The organism is Micromonospora sp. NPDC005237 (assembly GCF_040607775.1).
Classification (GTDB): Bacteria; Actinomycetota; Actinomycetes; order Mycobacteriales; family Micromonosporaceae; genus Micromonospora.
In genome coordinates this window covers 117,099-138,106 of record NZ_JBEXHJ010000011.1, presented here as the reverse complement: position 1 = coordinate 138,106, position 21,008 = coordinate 117,099, and the positions used below count along the sequence as shown (strand labels likewise).

15 protein-coding genes and 1 pseudogene are annotated in these 21,008 nt (G+C 72.5%); 6 read left to right on the top strand and 10 right to left on the bottom strand.

Annotated features, from left to right (window positions below; translation table 11 throughout):
• Positions 1-367: 367 nt before the first annotated feature.
• The 3 genes from ABZT87_RS27720 to ABZT87_RS27710 all read right to left on the bottom strand — a co-directional run bounded on the left by ABZT87_RS27720 (position 368) and on the right by ABZT87_RS27710 (position 3,676).
• Positions 368-1,531 (bottom strand): thioester domain-containing protein, encoded by a 1,164-nt coding sequence (locus tag ABZT87_RS27720; protein WP_355139166.1) that lies wholly within the window; start codon positions 1,529-1,531, stop codon positions 368-370.
• Positions 1,532-1,721: 190 nt separating this feature from the next.
• Positions 1,722-2,408: a response regulator transcription factor gene (locus tag ABZT87_RS27715; protein WP_354855393.1), complete on the bottom strand. Its 687-nt coding sequence runs from the start codon at positions 2,406-2,408 to the stop codon at positions 1,722-1,724.
• A 2-nt stretch (positions 2,409-2,410) separates the two neighbouring features.
• Complete coding sequence (locus tag ABZT87_RS27710; protein WP_354855369.1) at positions 2,411-3,676, bottom strand: PspC domain-containing protein; 1,266 nt, start codon at positions 3,674-3,676, stop codon at positions 2,411-2,413.
• A gap of 159 nt (positions 3,677-3,835) precedes the next feature.
• Here ABZT87_RS27710 and ABZT87_RS27705 point away from each other — a divergent pair, with 159 nt between their 5' ends.
• The 3 genes and pseudogenes from ABZT87_RS27705 to ABZT87_RS27695 all read left to right on the top strand — a co-directional run bounded on the left by ABZT87_RS27705 (position 3,836) and on the right by ABZT87_RS27695 (position 7,898).
• Entirely contained in the window at positions 3,836-5,812 is a 1,977-nt protein-coding gene (locus ABZT87_RS27705) for a PspC domain-containing protein (protein WP_355139164.1), read from the top strand.
• A pseudogene (locus ABZT87_RS27700) lies at positions 5,809-5,994 on the top strand (hypothetical protein); the annotation flags it as partial. The gene ABZT87_RS27705 and the pseudogene ABZT87_RS27700, both read left to right, overlap by 4 nt.
• A 650-nt stretch (positions 5,995-6,644) precedes the next feature.
• Positions 6,645-7,898: a phosphatidylserine decarboxylase gene (locus ABZT87_RS27695; protein ID WP_354855367.1), complete on the top strand. Its 1,254-nt coding sequence runs from the start codon at positions 6,645-6,647 to the stop codon at positions 7,896-7,898.
• A 64-nt stretch (positions 7,899-7,962) separates the two neighbouring features.
• Here ABZT87_RS27695 and ABZT87_RS27690 read toward each other — a convergent pair whose 3' ends face one another.
• The 3 genes from ABZT87_RS27690 to ABZT87_RS27680 form a co-directional block, all read right to left on the bottom strand.
• Positions 7,963-8,898: a CDP-alcohol phosphatidyltransferase family protein gene (locus ABZT87_RS27690; protein WP_355139190.1), complete on the bottom strand. Its 936-nt coding sequence runs from the start codon at positions 8,896-8,898 to the stop codon at positions 7,963-7,965.
• A 347-nt stretch (positions 8,899-9,245) separates the two neighbouring features.
• Positions 9,246-10,136 carry an NUDIX domain-containing protein gene (locus ABZT87_RS27685; RefSeq protein ID WP_354855365.1) on the bottom strand — a complete coding sequence of 297 codons (891 nt, stop codon included), beginning with the start codon at positions 10,134-10,136 and terminating at the stop codon, positions 9,246-9,248.
• Positions 10,137-10,275: 139 nt separating this feature from the next.
• Positions 10,276-11,226, bottom strand: a complete 951-nt coding sequence (locus tag ABZT87_RS27680) for an NUDIX domain-containing protein (protein ID WP_354855364.1) — start codon at positions 11,224-11,226, stop codon at positions 10,276-10,278.
• A 144-nt stretch (positions 11,227-11,370) separates the two neighbouring features.
• On the opposite strand from ABZT87_RS27680, the gene ABZT87_RS27675 reads away from it, so the two are divergent.
• Complete coding sequence (locus tag ABZT87_RS27675; RefSeq protein ID WP_355139162.1) at positions 11,371-11,727, top strand: PspC domain-containing protein; 357 nt, start codon at positions 11,371-11,373, stop codon at positions 11,725-11,727.
• Between the two features lie 7 nt (positions 11,728-11,734).
• Here the strand turns inward: ABZT87_RS27675 and guaA are convergent, their stop codons facing one another.
• Entirely contained in the window at positions 11,735-13,291 is a 1,557-nt protein-coding gene (gene guaA, locus ABZT87_RS27670) for a glutamine-hydrolyzing GMP synthase (protein WP_354855362.1), read from the bottom strand.
• A gap of 79 nt (positions 13,292-13,370) precedes the next feature.
• Entirely contained in the window at positions 13,371-15,068 is a 1,698-nt protein-coding gene (locus ABZT87_RS27665) for a GMC family oxidoreductase (protein WP_355139160.1), read from the bottom strand.
• 145 nt (positions 15,069-15,213) lie between these two features.
• Between ABZT87_RS27665 and ABZT87_RS27660 the strand changes: the two genes are divergently transcribed.
• Positions 15,214-16,338, top strand: a complete 1,125-nt coding sequence (locus ABZT87_RS27660; protein WP_355068464.1) for an LCP family protein — start codon at positions 15,214-15,216, stop codon at positions 16,336-16,338.
• A 48-nt stretch (positions 16,339-16,386) separates the two neighbouring features.
• Here the strand turns inward: ABZT87_RS27660 and ABZT87_RS27655 are convergent, their stop codons facing one another.
• Both ABZT87_RS27655 and ABZT87_RS27650 read right to left on the bottom strand, forming a co-directional pair.
• Complete coding sequence (locus ABZT87_RS27655) at positions 16,387-17,847, bottom strand: M1 family metallopeptidase (protein WP_355139158.1); 1,461 nt, start codon at positions 17,845-17,847, stop codon at positions 16,387-16,389.
• Positions 17,848-17,954: 107 nt separating this feature from the next.
• Entirely contained in the window at positions 17,955-19,376 is a 1,422-nt protein-coding gene (locus ABZT87_RS27650; RefSeq protein ID WP_354855358.1) for a M1 family metallopeptidase, read from the bottom strand.
• A gap of 393 nt (positions 19,377-19,769) precedes the next feature.
• Between ABZT87_RS27650 and ABZT87_RS27645 the strand changes: the two genes are divergently transcribed.
• A complete protein-coding gene (locus tag ABZT87_RS27645; protein WP_355139156.1) occupies positions 19,770-20,891 on the top strand; it encodes a sugar phosphate isomerase/epimerase in 1,122 nt (373 codons plus the stop codon).
• Positions 20,892-21,008 lie beyond the last annotated feature (117 nt).

Here is a 21,008-nt window from a genome sequence, read left to right as displayed (position 1 = left end):
CCGTTATCAAGCCGTTAGTTGTCCGCCACGTTGCCGATACTTGAAAAATGATCACAAAACGGTCAGTCCAGGTGTCTCCGACCTGGAAGTACCTGACCTGCTGGGACGCTCGCGCCCCGCTCAGGCTCGGCTTATGTGAGCTTTTTCGCTTGACGACCACGCGGTCCGACGTCTAACGCGGGCTCGACTTTCTTTACCCGTCCGGACGAGGTCAACGTCGGCTGCACGGGCACCATGGCCGGCTGGGTGGACGAGGGTGCCGCGGACGGTTTTCTGATCACCGAAGAGCGACCGCGGCGGCTGCGACGACACCGGCCCCGGCGCCGCCTGGAGGCGGGGCCGGGGCCGGTGGTGTGGCGGGGATGGATCAGGCGGTGAAGCGGACCTTGCGACGACGCACCAGGAGGACGGCCACCGCACCCGCGGCGAGCAGCAGCAGACCGGCGGTCGCCGCCGCCGCGATCGGCGAACCGGTCAGCGGCAGGCCGCCACCGTTGCTCGCCGGCGAGGTGGACGGGGCCGGGCTGGCCGGCTGCGCCGAGTCCGACGGCGTGGCCGACGGGGTGGTCGGCGAGGCCGACGCGCTTGGGGTCGCCGTCGGGGTGGTCGGCGGCGTCGTGGGGACGGCGGTGAAGGTGGCCGCCGCCTGGGTGGTGACGGTGGCGCCGGTGCTGCCGCCGAGGATCAGCTTCTGCGCCTTCTTGGCGCCGGTGAACAGGAACACCCGGCCGAAGGAGACCGAGTCCTGCGCGGTCAGGGTCACGTTGACCGCGCCAGCGGCCTCAGCGGCCAGCCAGAACTGCCCGCCGTTGGTGGTCGTGGTGACCGGCTTGCCCTCGGCGTCGACGGCGGTGCCGCCGGTGGCCGCCACGGTGATGGCGCCCGCCGGGCCCTTCACCGTGAACGGACCGGCCTTGCCGCCGACCGTCGCGGTGGCGCTGGCCGGGTCGACGGACAGCTCGGCACGCGGCTCCGGCTGGTCGGTGGCGTTCTTGATGAGGTAGTCACGGACCTTCGTGATCACCTCGTACTGGTTGCGGGCCTGCAGGTCCTTCTCCCAGGCGCCCAGCTCGATGCCGTCGCTGAAGTGCCAGACGGCGGTCTGGGTGCCGAAGTAGAGCAGCGTCTCCAGCTGCTTCTTACCGACCTTCGTCTCCACGCCGGCGGCGGCGAGAAGCGCGGTGGAGTCGGCGTTCGGGTAGCCGTGGGTGAGCACCCACTGGACCTTGCCGAGGTTCCGCACCTCGGACTCGTCCCAGCTGCCCTCCTCGTACTTGCCGTCGAGCTTCACGCTGGTGTGGTAGTCGATGCAGAACGCCGGCACCAGCTTGCCGTCGATCTTCAGAGCGAGCGCAGACGTGGTGCGCGTCTTGCCGTCGAGCTTCAGGGTGACCTCGGTGCCATCGACCACCTTGGCCACACCGGTGGCCGGAGCAGCGGCTGCGGCACCCGCCACGCCGAGCGACAGCGCGCCGCCGGCGACGGCCGCCAACGCGACCCGCGCCCAGTGTCGTCCTCGTTGTCCCAACATCAAGATTGTGTACCTCTCCCCCAGGGGTGACCCGCTACCGCGGGCACGCGTAAGCCGCCGCCTCCGCGGGATGCCAACACCCACGCGCGGAAACGGGACCGGGGCAGTATGGGACGACGGGTGATCGTTTGTCAGCCCCGCCCGGCGGCATCCGTGGCATCTGCCCGAAATGCCGGGGCGGAGGAATAGATCACACGAGCCGGCGGTCCGCCGCCCAGCGGGACAGTTCGTAGCGGTTGGACATCTGGAGCTTGCGCAGCACGTTCGACACGTGCGTCTCCACCGTCTTGATGGAGATGAACAGCTCCTTGGCGATCTCCTTGTACGCGTACCCCCGGGCGAGCAGGCGCAGCACCTCCCGCTCCCGGTTGGTGAGCTGGTCCAACTCGGGGTCGGCCACCGGGGCGTCCGGCCGGGCCGCGAAGGCGTCCAGCACGAACCCGGCGAGCCGGGGGCTGAACACCGCGTCACCGTCGGCGACCCGACGGATCGCCGCGGTCAGCTCGTCCGGGGAGATGGTCTTGGTGACATACCCCCGGGCGCCGGCCCGGATCAACCCGATCACGTCCTCCGCCGCGTCGGAGACGCTCAGCGCCAGGAACTTGACCTGCGGATGGCTGCGCCGCATCGCCTCCAGCACGGCGCGGCCACCGCCGTCGGGCATGTGTACGTCGAGCAGCACCACGTCCGGAACGGTGGCGGCGATCCGGGTGACCGCCTCGGCCACCGTGCTCGCCTCACCCACCACCTCGACGTGGGCGCCCAGCTCGGCACGCACCCCGGCACGGAACATCGCGTGGTCGTCGACCAGGAAAACCCGCAGGCGTTCCGGGCGGCTGGTCGCCGGGTCGAGGTGCTCCATCGGCTGCTCGGCCATGGTCATTTGTTCCTCTCCGCTGCGGACGAGTCCCGGGAGATCGGCAGGATCAACCGGACCTCGGTCCCCTCCCCCGGGCCGGACCGGATCTCGGCCCGTCCGCCGTGCCGCTTCATCCGTCCGATGATCGAACCGCGTACGCCGTGCCGGTGGTCCTCCACCGTATCCGGATCGAAGCCCTTGCCCCGGTCCCGGACGAAGACGCTGACCTGATCGGGCTCCACCTCGGCGTAGAGCGACACGGTCTGCACGCCGGCGTGCCGGGCCGCGTTCACCAGCGCCTCCCGCGCGGCGGCGACCAGCGCGCCGACCTTCTCGTCAGTCTCCCGGTCGCCCACCACCACGGTCTCCACCGTGATCGCGAAGGTGTCCTCGACCTCGGCGGCGGCCTGCTCCAGGGCGGCCGCGAAGCGCTCGCTCGGTGACGCCGTGGGCTTGTAGAGCCAGTTGCGCAGCGAACGCTCCTGCCCCCGGGCCAGCCGCTGCACCGTCTTGACGTCGCTGGCGTTGCGCTGGATCAGCGCCAGCGTGTGCAGCACCTGGTCGTGCACCATCGCGGCCAGCTCGGCCCGCTCCTGCTCGCGGATGCGCCCCTCGCGCTCCGCGCGGAGCTGGCTGTACGTCCGCCAGAGCACCGGCGCGGTGACCACCCCGACCCCGGCCAACCCGACCAGCGCGAAGATCACCCCGTTGATCACCGCGTCGAAGTTCTGTGCCGGCGAGTAGACCGCCGCGACACCGATGATGCCGACCGCGACCAGCACCCCGCCGCCGATGAACCGGAGGACGAAGGCCCGCCGGTCGCTCTCCTCGACGACCGCCCCGAGCCACGGGACCGGCATCGTGTCGCCCCAGCGCCGTCGCCGCTCGGGCGCCGACTGGTGCCAGATGACCCCGGCGCCGACCGCGATGATGGCCACCAGCCAACCGGCGGTGCCCGCCGCGCCGACCGAGTCGAAGACCATCACCTGGATCAGCAGGACACCGAGCCCGATCCCGACGAACGGCAGGAGCTGGGCCACGTCGCGCCGGGGCGGCACCGCGGTGTCACCGGGGCGCAGCGGCACCACCGCCCAGAAGGCCGCGTAGAGCAGCAGTCCGAGCCCGCTCAGCCCGAGCAGCACCATGAACGCGACCCGCACGCGCAGCACCGAGATGCCGAGATGGTCGGCGATACCGGCGGCGACGCCAGCGGCCATCCGATGCTCGGGGGCGCGGTACAGGCGCGGAGGCGGGGTCACGGTGCTGATCGCAGGCTCCCTGGTCACGGTGGTGGGCTGTCCGGAGGTCGGTGAGTCCGATCGTCACACGCTGCGGCGTCCGCCGACCACGGGGACGCCCCCGACATTCCGGCCGCCCGGATCTCAGGGTGGGGTCAGGGTCGGGTCCTGAGGTCGTTCGGGCGACGCGGGCAGCAGGATCGAGGCATGACCGAGGAAGCTGCCCCGCCGCCCCGCCCCGGGTCGGCACAGCCGGGCGGTTCAGCACCGCCCGCACCAGCCGGGACCCCCGCCGGCTGGACCGAGCCCACCACGTTCGGCCCGCCCGCCGACACCGGCCCGACCGCCGAACCGACGCCGGGCGCGTACGAGCCTCCGAGCGCGAGCTACACGCCCGGCGCCGGCTACACGCCCGGCACGGGCCAGGGACCCGCTGCGGGCTACGCGCCCGGCGCCGGCTTCGCGCCGGGCGCAGGCTACGGGCCCGCCGGTACGACCGGTGCGGGCTACGGGCCCGGCGGCGGTACGACCGGTGCGGGCTACGGGCCCGGCGGGGGCGCGGGTACGCCTGGAGGGCCCGGTGGGCCGGGGCCGTCCGTGGGGCCGCTGGGCGGCACCGGCTTCACCTCGCGGTACGGGCTGGTCCGACCGCGCGACGGCCGTTACCTGGCCGGGGTCTGCGCGGCGATCGGACGAGCCACCAACACCGATCCGGTGCTCTGGCGGGTGCTGCTCGCGGTGCTCGGGTTCTTCGGCGGCATCGGCATCCTGGTGTACGTCGCCGCCTGGCTGATCATCCCGAACGAGGGCGACACGGCATCCCCGGTGGAGTCGATGCTGGGGCGCGGCCGTTCCAGCATGTCCCCGGTGACCGTGATCGTGCTGGGCATCCTGGTGGCGGCCAGCTTCGGCTACATCGTCACCGACGCCTTCCGCGCGGTGCTGCTCGGCGCGGCCATCCTGATCGGCGGCGCGTTGCTGCTCAACCGGGACAGTCGTGGACCACAGCCCGGCGCCCCGGGTGGACCGGTGCCGCCCAACCCGACCGGTACGCCACCCGGGCCGGTCCCGCCGGTCGCCTGGCCCGCTCCGACGTACGGCGCGGTGCCGTCCACCGGGCCGCTGGCGACCGCGCCGTTGGCCGGTGGCGCTCCGGCGTACGCCGCCGCGGCGCCGGGTGAGACGCCGAGCGCACCCGCGCCCGTCCACGGCACCCAGCCGGCCACCGCCACGCAGCCGTTCGTCGGCGCGCAGTCGGTGTCCGGGGCGGCGCTGTCGTCCGGGGCGGGGCCGGTGTCCGGGCAGCCGGCCGGCGCCACGACCGGGCCGCAGGAGGCCACCTGGCCGGCACCCGAGCAGGGCTGGCCGGGCAGCGGCACGGCCACCGAGGTCACCCCCACCGCCGGCTGGCCGTCGGCGCCGGTGACCGCAGTGCCCGCCGGTCCGTCCGGTTACCCGACCGCGGCGACGCCGGGCGGGTACCGCCCACCGTTCGCGCCACACGGCCCGTACGCCGCGCCGGCCCCGGCCGCGTATCCGCCGCCCAAACCACCGAAGCCGCCGAAGCGGCCCCGGGAGCGTTCACCGCTCGGCGCGGTGACCTTCTCGCTGATCTTCCTGGCCCTCGGCGTGGTCGCCCTGCTCGACCTGCTGGACGTCTTCGCCGTCGGCGCCTCGGCGTACTTCGCGGCCGCGTTGGCCACGATCGGGCTGGGGCTGCTGGTCGGCACCTGGTTCGGGCGGGCCCGCTGGCTGATCGCGCTCGGCCTGGTGACCGCCGCGGCTCTGGGAACCGCCACGGTCGCCGAGTCCTACGACCGCATCCGTGGCGTGGACGGCGCGGTCACCTGGGCGCCCACCGACTACCGCGACCTCGCCAACCGGTACGAGAACAGCTTCGGTGACGCCGTGCTCGACCTGCGGGGCATCGACTTCACGAAGCAGGACAGCGAGGTGACCGTCGCGATCAACTTCGGGCAGGCGACGGTTGTCGTACCGCCGAACGTGGACGTCACCACCGTGGCCGACGTCAACGCCGGCGACGCCACCATCTTCGGCAACCGTTCCGGCGGGATCGACGGCCGCCTGCGGGAGTCCACCGACCTGGGCGCGGACGGTCCCGGCGGCGGGAAGCTGCGCCTGTACATCCACGTCAATGCCGGCAACCTGGAGGTGACCCGGTGAAGGCTCACCGTACGGACCTGCTCTCGTTCGCCTTCGGGCTGGTGTTCCTGGCGTTGTCGGCCTGGTGGCTGCTCGCCCAACTGCTCGGGCTGGCGCTGCCGCCGGTCGGCTGGTTCCTGGCCGGCGCGCTGATCCTGATCGGGATCTTCGGTCTGGTCGGCGCGTTGCGCTCCGGCCGCTCCGGCCGCCCGGAGCCGAACGACGTCGCCGACCCGGCCACCATCGCGGCCCAGCAGCCCGGCACGCCGACCTCGGCGTCCGGGCCGGTCACGGGCGCCGCCGAGCCCGGCGTGCCGACCTCCGGGGTGCCCGCCCCGACCTCCGGCGCGGGCCTTCCGGCCTGGACCGCCGAACACTCCACCTGGGACGCTCCCCTGCCGGGACCGGCGCCAGAGGCACCCACCGTGGCTCTGCGGGCACCGGAGGCGCCGACCGCCGAGATGCGTCTGCCGGAGGCGTCGACCGCCGAGATCCGGGCACCGGAGGCGTCGGCGGACGCCATCCACCCCGCCTGGCTGGCGCACGTCGCGTCGGAGTCGCAGGCGGCGCCGGTCTCCGACCGGCCCGGCGACGGGGCCGACGAGCAGCCCCGGCCCGACCACCCGAGCACGGCGACCGGCGACGATCCGGCGGACGAGCGGGAGGGCCGACGGCGGGAATCCTGACCCGGCCACCTGCCCGCGGCGGCCCGCACCACCTCCACGGCGGTGCGGCCGGCGCGGGCAGGCGCATATGCTGACCGGTGGAGATCTCGCCTCCGCCGGCCGGCCCGTCCCCGCCATGGCGGCCCCGCCGCGATTCCCGTCTCTACCCCGTCAGGAGCCCGCCCGACATGACGCAGTCCCCCGCCGTGCGTACCACCGGCCGGTCCGGTCCGGTCCGCATCGGCGAGCGAGCCGCCCGTACCCTCGTCACCGAGCTGGCCCGGATGAACGACCCGAAGGCCGCCCTGTTGGTCGGCGCGAGCCCGGAGTCCGCGGTGCTGGCCGCGGCCATCGAGGCGTTGCTCCCCGGTGACCAGCTCACCGTGGTGCCCGCCGACTCGTCCGGCGCCCCCGTGCTCCGCGAGCACGTCACCGCCCAGGGCCGGTGGGTCGCCGACCGCGTACGCGTGGTCGACTCGCTCGCCGACGCCGAGGCCGCCGCCGTGGTCATCGCCGGCGAGGCGTTCATCGGCACCGCCGAGGAGACCCGGAGCGGCATCGACGGGTTGTCCAAGTACCTGACCGAGGGCGGGGTGCTGAGCGTGGCGACCACCGCGACGCCGGGCCGGACGACCGGCGCGGCCAGCGAGCTGGCCCGGCAGGACGCCCTCTACGGCGTCGGTGGGGACCTGGTGCTGCGGAACACACCGCCGGTACGGGTCTACCGGCTCCGGTTCACCCCGGCCAGCCCGGCCACGGCCGACCGGTTGGCCCCGGCGTACCGGCCGTCGAGCGTGCCGCTGACCCGGGGAATGCACATCGACTCCAACGGGGTGGCCGCGGCGGGCATCACACTGGGTCTGGCGGCGCTGGCCCGGGTGGCGCGTCCGTCGTCCAAGTTGTGGCTGCTGCCGGCGCTGGCCGCCGGGCCGGTCGCCGCGTTCTTCCGCGATCCCCAGCGGGACGTCCCGGAGGACCCGAACGCCGTGGTGGCCAGCGCGGACGGCAAGGTCCTGTCGGTGCAGCGCCTGCACGACGAGCGTTTCGGCGACGGTGAGTGGCTGCGCGTCGCGGTCTTCCTCTCCGTGCTGGACGTGCACGTCAACCGGGCTCCGGTCGCCGGCAAGGTGGTGGACTACTTCGTCGCCGACGGCGGCTTCGTCAACGCGATGAAGCCGGACGCCGAGCACAACGTCGCCGCGTACACCGTCCTGGACACCAGCCGTGGCACGGTGGTGGTCGCGCAGCGGACCGGCCTGATCGCCCGCCGCATCGTGCAGCGCGCGCCGATCGGCGCGCTGCTGGCGAAGGGGGAGCGCTTCGGGCTCATCCGGTTCGGCTCGCGGACCGACGTCTACCTGCCGGCCGAGGCCGCGGACCCGCTGGTGGGGCCGGGCGACAAGGTGGTCGGCGGCTCCACAGTCATCGCCCGCTGGCGCTGACGCCAAGACGCGAAAAAGGGGCGCCGCTGTCCGCGGCGCCCCTTTTCGTGTGTCGTGTGTCGGATCAGGCGGTACGACGTTGGCGCAGCCAGAGCACCGGCCCGCTGACCAGGTAGCCCACCACGATCAGGGCGAACGTGAGCCGGATGTCGACGAGTGCGCCGAGCACCGGGGCCAGCCAGAGCCACGGCGGCAGCTTCACCAGGCGCGCGAGCTTGGCGTACGGGAAGCTGGACACCATCGCGAAGGCGAGCAGTGCCACCCCGGCGACCAGCACCAGGCCGGGCACCGGCAGGCCGATCGCCACGGTCACGGCGAGCACGGCCGCGGCCATGGTGGTGGGGACACCGCAGAAGAAGCGGCCGTCCTTCGGCGAGACGTTGAAGCGGGCCAACCGGATCGCCGCACACGCCGCGACCAGGGCGCAGGCCACCGCGGCCGCAGCCGTCGACACGGAGCCGGCGAGCGAGGCGTAGACCACCACCGGCGCGGCGAGGCCGAACGAACACATGTCGGCCAGCGAGTCCATCTGAGCACCGAACGGGCTGGCCACGCCGAGCCGGCGAGCCAACGCTCCGTCGAGGCCGTCGAAGCCGACGCAGGCGATCAGGCAGAGGGCGGCGATGCGCACCTCGCCCTGCATGGCGAGGAAGATGGCCAGCATGCCGAGCATGAGGCTGGCCAGGGTGCAGGCGTTGACCAGGCCGAACTTCATCCGGCGGGCGACGGTGTGCTCGCCGGGCAGCAGTGGGATCGACCGGGACGCCTCGTCGGCGTGCGCCATCGGCGGCAGCGCCGGGCTGACCGGCATGACCGCCTCGATCTCGGCGCGAGTGGCGGCGAGCGGCGGACGGCCGAGCCGGTCCAGGCCGTAACGGCGGCGCTGGCGGTCGGCGTACCGGTGCTCGGGCAGTGTCACGTCGGTGGTCCGCAGGTCGCCGTCACGGCGACCCACCCGGACCAGCAGCACCTGGCGGGCGAACGTGCTGCTGCGGCGCAACGGGCCCGCCCAGCGACGCCCTGCGGGGCGCGGACTGTCAGTCGTACGACGCCGGCGCCATGGGGCTCTCGGCACGTTTCCTCCATCACCGGATCGGCTTGCCGCCGTTTGGGGCGGATGTCCGGCTGTCTCGTGCCGGACCTTGCGTGGCCCGGCAGCCGTTTTGCGGAGTACACCATCGCATAGGGGAACGTGGCTTGGCGATAGCTGCCGGCGGTACTTATATCTGGTGCAAACCGCGCGAACCGCTTTGTTATTCCCATCCCGGGCCTCATCGCCCGTTTCCTCCACCATTCCCGTCTCTGACTGTACCGGAGGGTCACCATCTCGGCTCGCCGAGCCGGGTGCTATCGACCCAGCTGTCCGATTGCCGAGGCAGCGATGCCGGTCAGCAGCAGGTCAGCTGTCTCGGCGATGGTGAACCAGCCCGCCCGGGCGGTCGAGCCACCGGCGGACTCGGTCACCACCGCGTCAGTGGGTACGTCCACGAGCACCCGATAGATCACCCGAACGCCGTGCCAGTCCAGCGGACGGCCCTCCGGGCCGAGCGCGGCCGGGTTGTGCAGGTTGTCCACGCCGAGCAGCTCCACCACCCGGCCCACCTGACCGCCCTCCTCGACCAGCTCACGGAGCAGCCCGGTGGTCGGCTGCTCGCCGTGATCGGTGCCACCGCCGGGCAGGTGCCACTTGCCGGCCCCGGGATAGCCGTCGGCGATCTGGGTGAGCAGGACCCGCCCGGCCGGGTCGGTGACCAGCCCGTACGCCCCGAAGCGCAGCCGGCGATCCGGGTGCGGCGGCGGGAGCGGCTCGGCGGACGGGTGCGCGTCGGCCGGGAGCGGGGTGACCGGCAGTCCGAGCAGTTCGGCGCTGAACGGCGTCAACGGCAGCCGGGCCGCGTCCTCTGGGCTGACCCAGCGGGCCTCGATCGTGCCGTCTCCGGTGTCGCCCGGCGCATCGCCGTCAACGGTCATCTCGAACAGCAACCGGTCGGTGTGCAGCGAGACGCCGTCCTGCGCGAGGGTGCTGACGTCAGCGACCACGGCCCGCAACCGGCCCACCGACACGGTCAGCCCGGTCTGCTCGCCCACCGCGCGCACGGCCGCACGCTCAGGATGCTCGGCGTGCGCGACCGGCCCCCCAGGCAGCGACCACACCGCCCCCACAGCCCCCCGAACAACCAGAACTCGCCCCGAGGCCGACAACAGACCATAAGCCGCAACCCGCCGCACCAGCTCCACAACCAGGCCCCCGCTCCCCCGCACCCGCCTTCAGGCCGGTGATCATGAAGTTATCGCCGTCCATCCCGGCGTGTCCCGACAATAACTTCATGATCGCCGCGACGAGGGAGGCCGGGGGCGGGGTGGGGTGGGGTGGGGGTTAGGTTAGTTGGGCTGCTTGGACTGCTTCTGCGGTCACCTCGGTCAGGCGGTCGGTCGGGAGGGCGCCCAGTTCCTCGCGGGCGAACCAACGGGCCTCGCAGGTGGAGCCACCGACGTCGGTGATCGTCGGCGCGTTGGGCTCGTCGACGACGACCCGGTAGAAGGCGCGGACGCCGTGCCAGTCGATCGGGTAGCCCTCCGGGCCGAGCGAGGCGGCGTCGCGGTGGCTCGCCACACCCAGCAGCTCGACGAGGCGGCCGGACTGGCCGGTCTCCTCCACCAGCTCCCGGATGAGCGCCGCGCCGGGCTGCTCGCCGTAGTCGGTGCCGCCGCCGGGCAGGTGCCAGCAGCCGGCGCCCGGGTAGCCGTCGGAGATCCGGGTGAGCAGCACCCGACCGGCCGGGTCGGTGCACACGGCGTACGCGGCGAAGCGCTGCGCCCGGTGCAGCCCGTCCGGGCCGGGCACCGCGTAGAAGGAGGGGAACTCGGGCACCTCGTCGGGCACCACGTCGGCCGAGGAGGCGGGCAGGCCGAGGGCGCGGGCCGTGAACGAGCGCAGCGGCAACTCGCGGGCCTCGTCGAGCGTGTACCACCGGGCCAGGTCGGTGGGGCGTTCGCCGACCCGGTCGGCGAGGGTGCCGCCCCGCACCGCCACCCGGTAGATCAGCCGGTCGGTGTGGATGGTGATGCCGCGCTCGGGCAGCGCCCGCATGTCGGCGAGCACGTCGGCCAGGCCCGAGACGGCGACCGAGAGGCCCGTCTCGGCGGCGGTCTCGCGGACGACTGTGTGGTTCGGGTCCTCACCGTGGTCGACCGCTCCGCCCGGCAGCGACCAGGTGCCCGGGGTGCCGGAGCGCTCCGATGCGCGGACCAGCAACACTCGGCCGTCTGAATCAGCACAAACTGCGTATGCCGCGATCCTGCGAAGCGGCTCCAGCAAGGTGGTCACGGGACCAAATTCTCCCCGGGACGGGTTACCGGGACGGAAAAGAGTCGGATTCCTGACTCTTTGCTACCCGCTCAGGGATCGGTCAGGGTAAGGATCCGGGCGGTCACCGAGGGCGGGCCGGGCACCGGCGCGGACCGTGGAGACATGACATCCACCGCCGCTCCGCACGCCCCGTACAAGCAGCTCCGGCGACCCACCACCGACCGCATGGTGGCGGGGGTCGCCAGCGGCCTCGGCCGCTACTTCAACGTCGACCCCACAGTGGTCCGCGTGGCCTTCGCGGTCACCGGCCTGCTCACCGGCGGGCTCGCGCTGTTCGCGTACCCCATCATGTGGTTCCTGATGCCCGAGGAGCCCACCGGCGCGCCGGCCTGGCCGCACCCGGCGGGCGCCGCGCCGCAGCCCACCGCCGGGCCCGCGCCCGGCGGACCGCAGCCGGGGTACGCGCCGACGCCGCCCTACCCGCCGACGACCCCGTCCCACACGCCGCCGGCCGCGTGAGCCGCGGTCACTCCCACTCGATGGTGCCCGGCGGCTTGCTGGTCACGTCCAGCACCACACGGTTGACCTCGGCGACCTCGTTGGTGATCCGGGTGGAGATCCGGGCCACCACGTCGTAGGGCAGCCGGGACCAGTCGGCGGTCATCGCGTCCTCGCTGGAGACCGGGCGCAGCACCACGGGATGCCCGTAGCTGCGCCCGTCACCCTGCACGCCGACGCTGCGCACGTCGGCGAGCAGGACCACGGGGAACTGCCAGACACCCCGGTCCAGGCCCGCGGCGGTCAGCTCCTCGCGGGCGATCAGATCGGCGCGGCGCAGCAGGTCGAGGCGCTCGCGGTCGACGGCGCCGATGATCCGGATGGCCAGGCCGGGGCCGGGGAACGGGTGCCGCCAGACCATCGCCTCGGGCAGGCCCAGCTGGAGGCCGAGCGCCCGGACCTCGTCCTTGAACAGGGTGCGCAGCGGCTCGACCAGGGCGAACTTCAGGTCCTCCGGCAGGCCGCCGACGTTGTGGTGACTCTTGATGTTGGCGGTGCCGGTGCCGCCGCCGGACTCCACCACGTCCGGGTAGAGGGTGCCCTGGACCAGGAACTCCACGTCGCCGTGCGAGGCGATCTCGCGGGCGGCGGCCTCGAAGACCCGGATGAACTCCCGGCCAATGATCTTGCGCTTCTGCTCCGGATCGGTCACCCCGGCCAGCGCGCCGAGGAACCGGTCGGCGGCGTCGACCACCTTCAGCTTGATGCCGGTGGCCGCCACGTAGTCCTTCTCGACCTGCTCGGCCTCGCCCGCCCGCAGCAGACCGTGGTCGACGAACACGCAGGTGAGCTGGTCACCGACCGCCCTGTGCACCAGCGCGGCGGCGACCGCCGAGTCCACCCCGCCGGAGAGGCCGCAGATGACCTCCTTGTCACCGACCTGGGCGCGGATCCGGGCGACCTGCTCGTCGATGATGTTCTCGGGCGTCCAGGTCGGCTCGATGCCGGCGATGTCGTACAGGAAGCGGGTCAGCATCTCCTGACCGTGCGCCGTGTGCCCGACCTCCGGGTGGAACTGCACGCCGGCCCGACGCCCGGCCACGTCCTCGAAGGCCGCCACCGGCGCGCCCGCCGACTCGGCGGTGACCGTGAAGCCCTCGGGGGCCTCGGTGACGCAGTCGCCGTGGCTCATCCAGACCGGCAGGTCCGCCGGCAGGTCGCGCAGCAGCACACCCGGCTCGAGGAGGCGGGGGCGCAGCGGCGTGCCGCCGTACTCGCGGTTGCCCGTCCGCGCGACGGTGCCGCCCAGCGCCTGGGCCATCGCCTGGAAGCCGTAGCAGATGCCGAAGACCGGCACGTCGGCCGTGAACACGCCGGCGTCGATCTGCGGGGCGTCCGGCGCGTACACGCTGGCCGGACCACCGGAGAGGATGATCGCGGCCGGGTTCTTCGCCAGCATCTCGGCGACCGGCATCGAGTGCGGCACGATCTCGGAGTAGACCTTCGCCTCGCGGACCCGGCGCGCGATGAGCTGGGCGTACTGGGCTCCGAAGTCCACCACGAGGACAGGGCGAGGCAGGCTCATGTGCACAAAGCCTACCGACAGTCACCGCCGTCCCCGGCACCGGCTCGCCCGCCGGGGTCAGGGTCACAGCCCGCCGGGGTCAGGGTTTCAGCGCGCCGGGGGCGTCCGCCGGCACCGCCGGGTGCAGCGGGGGTACGGGAGGCAGCCGCCGGTACGGATCTCCGAGCGGGGGCCGAGGGTCCGGCTCTCCCCGGTTGGGCCAGAAGGACATCGCCCGTTCCGCCTGTGCGGTGATCGTCAGGGACGGGTTCACGCCCAGGTTCGCCGAGACGGCCGCGCCGTCCACCACGTGCAGCCCCGGGTGGCCGTACACCCGGTGCCAGGGGTCGATCACCCCGTCGGCCTCGGTGGCGCCGATCACCGCGCCGCCCAGGATGTGCGCGGTGATCGGGATGTCGAACGGCTCGGTGAGCGAGCCGCCCGGCGTACCGCCGATCTCCTCGGCGAGCAGCCGGGTCGCGGTGTTGCCGGCCGGGATCCAGGTCGGGCTCGGGGTGCCGTGGCCGGGCGCGGTGACCAGCCGGCGACCGAACACGCCGCGCCGCCAGCGGGTGGTCAGCGAGTTGTCCACCGACTGCATCACCAGGGCGATCACCGTCCGCTCCGACCAGCCGCGCACGGACAGCATCCGGGCGGCCAGCCCCGGCTGCCGGACGATGCTGCCCAGCCAGCGCCGAACCCGGTGCGGGCCGCCGTCGACAAGCAGCGACTGGAGCAGCCCCATGGCGTTGGAGCCGCGCCCGTAGCGGACCGGCTCGATGTGGGTCTGCGGGTCCGGGTGGAACGAGCTGGTGATCGCCACCCCCTCGGTGAAGTCCAGACGCTCGGACCGGGCCCGCCGGTGGTCCACCGAGGCGCCCAGGATCGCCTCCGAGTTGGTCCGGGTCAGCTCACCGAGGCGGGGTGAGAGCCGCGGCAGGGCGCCGTCGGTCTTCATGCCGTGCAGCAGCCGTTGGGTGCCGAGCGCCCCGGCGGCGAAGACCACCTGGTCGGCGTGGATCACCTGCCGCCGTCGGCGCAGCCAGGCGCCGGTGCGCTCGGTGTGCACCTCGTACCCGCCGTCGGCGGCCGGCCGGACGGCCGTCACCGTGGTCAGCGGGTGCACGGTGGCGCCCAGCCGCTCGGCGAGCCACAGGTAGTTCTTGACCAACGTGTTCTTGGCCCCGTGCCGGCAGCCGGTCATGCACGAGCCGCAGTGCAGGCAGCCGGTGCGCTCCGGGCCGACGCCACCGAAGTACGGGTCGGCGACGCGCTGGCCGGGGCGGCCGATGTGCACGCCGACGGGGGTGGCGTGGAAGGTGTGGCCCACCCCCATCCGGTCGGCCACCGCCCGCATGGCGCGGTCCGCGCCGGTGTCCATCGGGTACGTGGTGACGCCGAGCATCCGCTTCGCCTGGTCGAAGTGGCGGGCCAGCTCGTCGCGCCAGTCGGTGATGTCGCGCCACTGCGGGTCGGTGTAGAACGCCGGCAGCGGCTCGTAGAGGGTGTTCGCGTAGACGAGCGAGCCACCGCCCACCCCCGCGCCGGAGAGCACGAGCACGCCGCCGCCAGATCCCCGCTCGGCGGGGCGGAGCAGGGTGAGCCGCTGGATGCCGTAGCAGCCCAGCTTCGGTGCCCACAGGAAGCGGCGGGCCCGCCAGGACGTCTGCGGGAACTCGTCGTCGGCGAAGCGGCGGCCGGCCTCCAGGACGCCTACCGAGTAACCCTTCTCGGCCAGGCGGAGCGCCGTGACGCTGCCGCCGAAGCCGGACCCGATGACGACCACGTCGTACCGCATGGACGCATCATTACCCGTCAGTAGCGCTCGCGCCAGCGGCAGTTTTCGCGCGATCATGCACCGGCCGACCGACCCGGCGCCTTCCGGCCGCAACCCGGAGCACCCGTCGGAGCGTTGTGCCGGATACGGGTGGAAGGAAACGAAGATGATCTTGGGGTCGATGGAGCCGCGCCGGCGGTGGCTGGTGCTCGGGCTGGCCGCCCTCGCCGTCGTCGCGCTGATCGCTGGCGGCACTGTGGTGATCACCCGCCTGACCGGCGGCGACTCGCCCGCCGGCACTCCGGTGGCCGGCTCGCCGAGCCCGTCGTCGGTCGGCACGCCCACCCCCACGCCCAGCCCGAGCGGCCCGCCTCCGGGCGCGAAAATCACCGGCCCGCTGACGCTGCTGCTCGTCGGGGTGGACACCCGGGTCAGCGTTCCCGGCTGGGAGCCGCACTCCGATGCCGTGCTGGTGCTGCACGTGCCGAAGGGGCTGGGCCGGGCGTACCTCTTCTCGCTCCCCCGCGACCTGCTGGTGGACATTCCGGCGTTCCCGAAGGCCGGCTACAAGGGTGGCAAGACCAAGCTCACCCACTCGATGAGCTTCGGCAGCCGGGTGCCCGGCAAGCCCAAGCAGCCGAGCACCGCCCAGGGGTACGAGCTGCTGCGCAGCACGGTGAGCGGATACACCGGGCTGCGGATCGACGCCGGGGCGGTGCTCACCTTCGCCGGGTTCGACCGGCTGGTGAACGCCCTCGGCGGGGTGGACATCTACGTCGACCAGCGGGTCGCCTCCCTGCACCGCAAGCCGGACGGCAAGTACCGGGACAGCGCCCCCGGCGGGTACACCGGGCCGCAGCAGGTCTACGAGAAGGGCGAGCAGCACCTCAACGGGTGGCAGGCCCTGGACTACGCGCGGCAGCGCTACATCACCGGCGGCGACTACGCCCGCCAGCGCCACCAGCAGCAGCTCGTCCGAGCGCTGACCCGCAAGATCCTCGATGAGGGCCTGGCCCGGCAGCCGGAGCGCGTCGACCAGGTGGTCGCCGCGCTGGGCGACACCCTGATCTACGTGGGCGGCAACCGGATCGTCGACCTGGCGTACGCGCTCAGCGGGGTGCCGGAGAACAAGTTCGTCCTGGTCGGCCTGCCCGGCTCAGGTGTCGGCAAGGGCAGCGCCTACCAGGGCGAACAACTCACCAGCGAGGGCCGGAAGTTCATCACCGAACTCCGGGCCGGACGCGCGGACGCGTACCTCGCGGCCCACCCCAAGCTGGTCGTCAAGACCTGACCCGCGCCCCGGGGCCCTCGGCTCGACCGAGGCCCCCGGCACACCTTCCTAGAGCTTCTTGGGCTGGGCGGGCTTCTTGGTGCCGTTGAGCCACGCCTCGAAGAGAGCGTCGAGCTGCTTGCCGGAGATCCGCTCGGCGAGGGCCACGAACTCGGCGGTGGTGGCGGTCCCGTTGCGCTTCTCCGCCGCCCAGGTCTTGACGATCTGGAAGAACGCCTTGTCGCCGACGGCCACCCGCAGCGCGTGCAGGGTCATCCCGCCACGCTGATAGACCGACTCGCTGAACAGGTCCTTCACCCCCGGCTTGCCCGGCGGGGTCTTCCACACCGCGGCCGGCACCCGCTCGTAGCGGATGTCGAACGCCTGCTTCGCGGTGTACTGCTTGGTGTGCTCGGCCCACAGCCACTCCGCGTACGTCGCGAAGCCCTCGTTGAGCCAGATGTCCTCCCACTTGGCCAGCGCCACGCTGTCGCCGAACCACTGGTGGGCCAGCTCGTGGGCGACCACCTCGGTGTTCTCGCCACGCCGGAAGAAGCCGGCGGAGTAGACCGGGCGGCTCTGCGTCTCCAGCGCGTACCCGATCCGGCTGTCCGAGACGACCACACCGCCGTACGCGTCGAACGGATACGGCCCGAAGACGCTCTCCAGGTAGTCGGCCACCTTGACGGTCTGCGCGATCGACGCGTCCGACGCGCCCTTGGCCACCTTGGTGGTGACGGCGCTGTAGACCGGCTTCCCCTTGTGCTGGCCGGTGGTGATCCGGAACTTGCCGATCACCACGGTGCTCAGGTAGCTGGCCATGGGCGACTTCTCCGACCACTTCCAGGTGGTCCAGCCGTCCTTGGTGGTGTTGCCGCCCGGCACGCCGTTGCTGACGGCGGTCAGGCCCTGCGGGACGGTGACCTCGAAGTCGTACGCGGCCTTGTCGGACGGGTGGTCGTTGACCGGGAACCAGGTGCTCGCCGACTCCGGCTGGCCCAGCGCGATCGCGCCGTCGGCAGTGTGCAGGAACCCGCCCTCGCCGAGCACCTCGTTCTTCAGCGGCTTCGGCACCCCCTCGTACACGATCTCCGCGACGAAACCGTTGCCCGTGATCAGGCCGGCCGCCGGCTTGATCACCAGCTCGTTCTTGTCCCGGGTGTAGGTGGCCGGCGCGCCGTCCACGGTGACCGTCTTGACGGTCAGACCGGCCAGGTCGAGGTTGAACGTCGACAGGTCCGCCGTCGCCGTGGCCTGCACGGTTGCCGTACCGGTCAGCCGGTCCTTCGCCGGGTCGTAGCGCACCTTCACGGTGTACTTCCCGACGTCGTACCCGCCGTTGCCGTACGTCGGGAAGTACGCGTCCCCGAGCCCGGCCGCCCCGGCGGTGAAGGTCCGCGACGGCGTCGGGGACGCGCTCGGCGTCGGGGCCGCAGCCTCCTTCGTGGACGAGTCGCATCCGGACAGCACGAGCGCCCCGGTCACCAGCAGACCGGCACCCACCCGCAGCCTGCGCCGCGTTCCCCGCATCACGAACCCTCCCCGTACACCCGGTGCGGGGGGCCTGGCCACCCCGCGCGACCGGCGCTCCTGCCTGATCGCAGGCGGCAGCCTATCGACAGATGATCACGAGGTCGTCACGGCAGGGTCGGTGCCGCTCCGCCCACCAGCCACGCGTCGAGGAGCGGCCGTAGCTGCCGGTCGGCCACCCGCTCGGCCAGCGCCACGAAGTCCGAGGTGGTGGCGGTGCCGCCCGCCCGCTCGGTGGTCCAGGTACGCAGGATGCGGAAGAAGGTGTCGTCACCGACAGTCCGGCGCAGCGCGTGCACGGCGAGCGCGCCGCGCTTGTAGACGGCGGTGCCGAACATCCGCTCCCGTCCCGGCTCGACCGACGGCTGGGACCAGTCGGTCGACGCGTACTGCAGCTCGAAGTTGCGCTGCGCGGTCCGACCGCCGTCGTGCTCCTCCCACAGCCACTCGGCGTAGCTGGCGAAGCCCTCGTTGAGCCAGATGTCGCTCCACCGGTGCAGGGAAACGCTGTCGCCGAACCACTGGTGGGCCAGCTCGTGTGCCACCACGCCGGGGTTGGGATGGTCGTCGGTGAAGAAGGCGGGCCCGTAGACCGGCCGGGACTGGGTCTCCAACGCGTACCCGATCCGGTCGTCGGCGACCACGATCCCGCCGTACGAGTCGAACGGGTACGGGCCGAAGCGGCTGGCCAGGAAGTCCACGATCTCGCCGGTGCGGGCCAGGGAGCCGGCCGCCCCACCGTTCGCCGGCAGGCTCGCCGCGACCGCGGTGACCAGCGGTCGTCCGGCGTGCTCGCCGTTGACCACCCGATAGTTTCCGATCACGAGGGTGCTCAGGTAGCTCGCCATCGGGGTGCGCTCCGACCAGCGCCAGGTGGTCCACCCGTCGGCGCTGCTCTTCGGCCCGGGCACCCCGTTGCTCAGCGCGGACAGTCCGTCCGGGACGGTCACCGCGATGTCGTAGCTGGCCTTGTCCGACGGGTGGTCGTTGACCGGGAACCAGGTGGCCGCGGAGTCGGGCTGACCGAGAGCGATCGCCCCGTCGTCGGTGTGCAGGAAGCCGCCGCTGCCCAGCTCGCCGTCGGTCACGGCGGTGGGCACTCCCGCGTAGTCGACCGCCACGGTGAAGGTCCGGCCGCGCGGAAGCCGGTCGCGCGGGGTGACCACCAGCTCGCCGTCATCGCGGCGGTGCTTGGCGCGCTCGTCGGCGACGGTGACCGCGCCGACGTCCAGGCCGACCAGGTCCAGGTTGAACCGGGACAGATCCTGGGTGGCCGTCGCCGTGATGGTCGCCCGACCGGTGAGCCGGTCGGTCTTCGGGTCGTAGCGGACGTCCAGCCCGTAGTGCGTGACGTCGTAACCGCCGTTGCCATGGCCCGGCACGTACGGGTCGCCGACGTCCGCGGCGCCGGGTCGGAACCCGCCGTCGTCGTCGCCCGTGCACCCGGCGGCGGTCAGCGTGACGGCGCAGCTCAGCACCGTGAGGGCGGCGGCCAGCCTGCGGGACGGTGTGCGTCCGGTCAGGACCATGCACGACTCCTTCGTCCCTCGGTCACGACGAGCGTAGCCAGCGTCATCGGACCCGACGCGCATATTGACGATCATCGGTTACTTTCGCTTAAACAAACAAAAGTTCGTGCGGATCGATGCTTTCTTTTGGCTTCGACCGACGTTAGTGTCTGTCTCCAAGATGTAACGCGCTCGGAACATTCAAGCCGATCGTGTCCATGGACGGGACCGGCGTCCCGCACCACCACGCCGCAGCGACGGCGTGGAAACTGCCCCTTCGACTCGCGGTACCCGGGCACGCCCTCGGCTTCACCGGGACGCGGATCGGGCGCTCGGCGGCGCCCGCGACCTGACCCCTCGTCGCACCTCTGCTGATCGTCATCGACGGCCACCACCGTCGCGAAAGGTGGAACAATGCCAGATCACACCGCACCCAACGCCTCATCTGCCGGTCGGCTCAGCCGCCGCTCCCTGCTTGCCGCGTCGGCCGGAGCCGCCGCCGCGCTCGGCGCCGCCGGCCTGCCGGTCCTCGCCACCGGCACCCCCGCGCTCGCCCACCCCAAGGACAAGGGCAAGAGCAAGCTGCGGGTCGAGCCGCTGATTCCGTCGAAGAACCGCGGCATCATCCTCTACAGCGTCCGGGACCGGATCACCGCCGCCCCCGACGACAGCGGCGTGCCGTACGGCTTCGAGCGTGTCCTCGCCCGGCTCGCCGAGATCGGGTACAAGGAGATCGAGTTCGCCGGCTACACCCAGAACACCGAGATCCTGGGCCGGCAGATCACCCCGACCGAGATTCGCAAGATCCTCGACGACAACGGCCTGGTCGCCAACGGCACGCACGCCTCGATCCAGGCGGCCACGTTCCAGCAGCAGCTGGACATCGCCGAGGAACTCGGCATGAAGAACATCGGCACCGGAAGCGACCCGACCAACAGCGCGTACAAGGCCGACTGGGACGCCGCCGCCGACACCTGGAACGAGCTGGGCCGGCAGGCGCACGCCCGGGGCATGCGCCTCTACACGCACAACCACGACGTCGCGTACAGCTTCCTGCTCGACTCCGGGCCGCTGGACGCGCAGGGCCGCCCGACCCGCTCGTCGGGCATCCGGCGGCTGGAGTACTTCTTCGGCAGGACCGACCCCCGGTACGTCTTCTTCGAGTTCGACATCTACTGGGGCTACGTGGCCCGCTACAAGCACCAGAAGTACGTCGACCCGGCCGGACACGAGGTGACCGACCTGTTCGACCCGATCCTCAACGTGGCCGACCGGACCACCCGGTTCCCGCTCTTCCACGCCAAGGACGGCGACCGGGACACCAGCGTGCCCAACGGTCACCAGATGACCCCGCTCGGCGAGGGCGACATCAACTTCCAGCAGTTCTTCCAGACCATCGGCGAGCGGGACTTCCACCACGCCAACTGGGAGATGGACACCGCCCCCGGCGGCACCGCCAACCGGGCCCAGTCGCTGGACTTCGCGGCGCTCAGCTACCGCAACATGTCGGACCTGACCATCTACCTCAAGAAGTGACCCCCGGCGCGGCCGGCGTCCGTCCGACGCCGGCCGCGTCCCACCCCGCCGGCCCAGCCGCCGGCAGGTGGTGACGGGCCGGTCGAGCACCGGCCCTGCGCACCCGCGCCTCCCGTA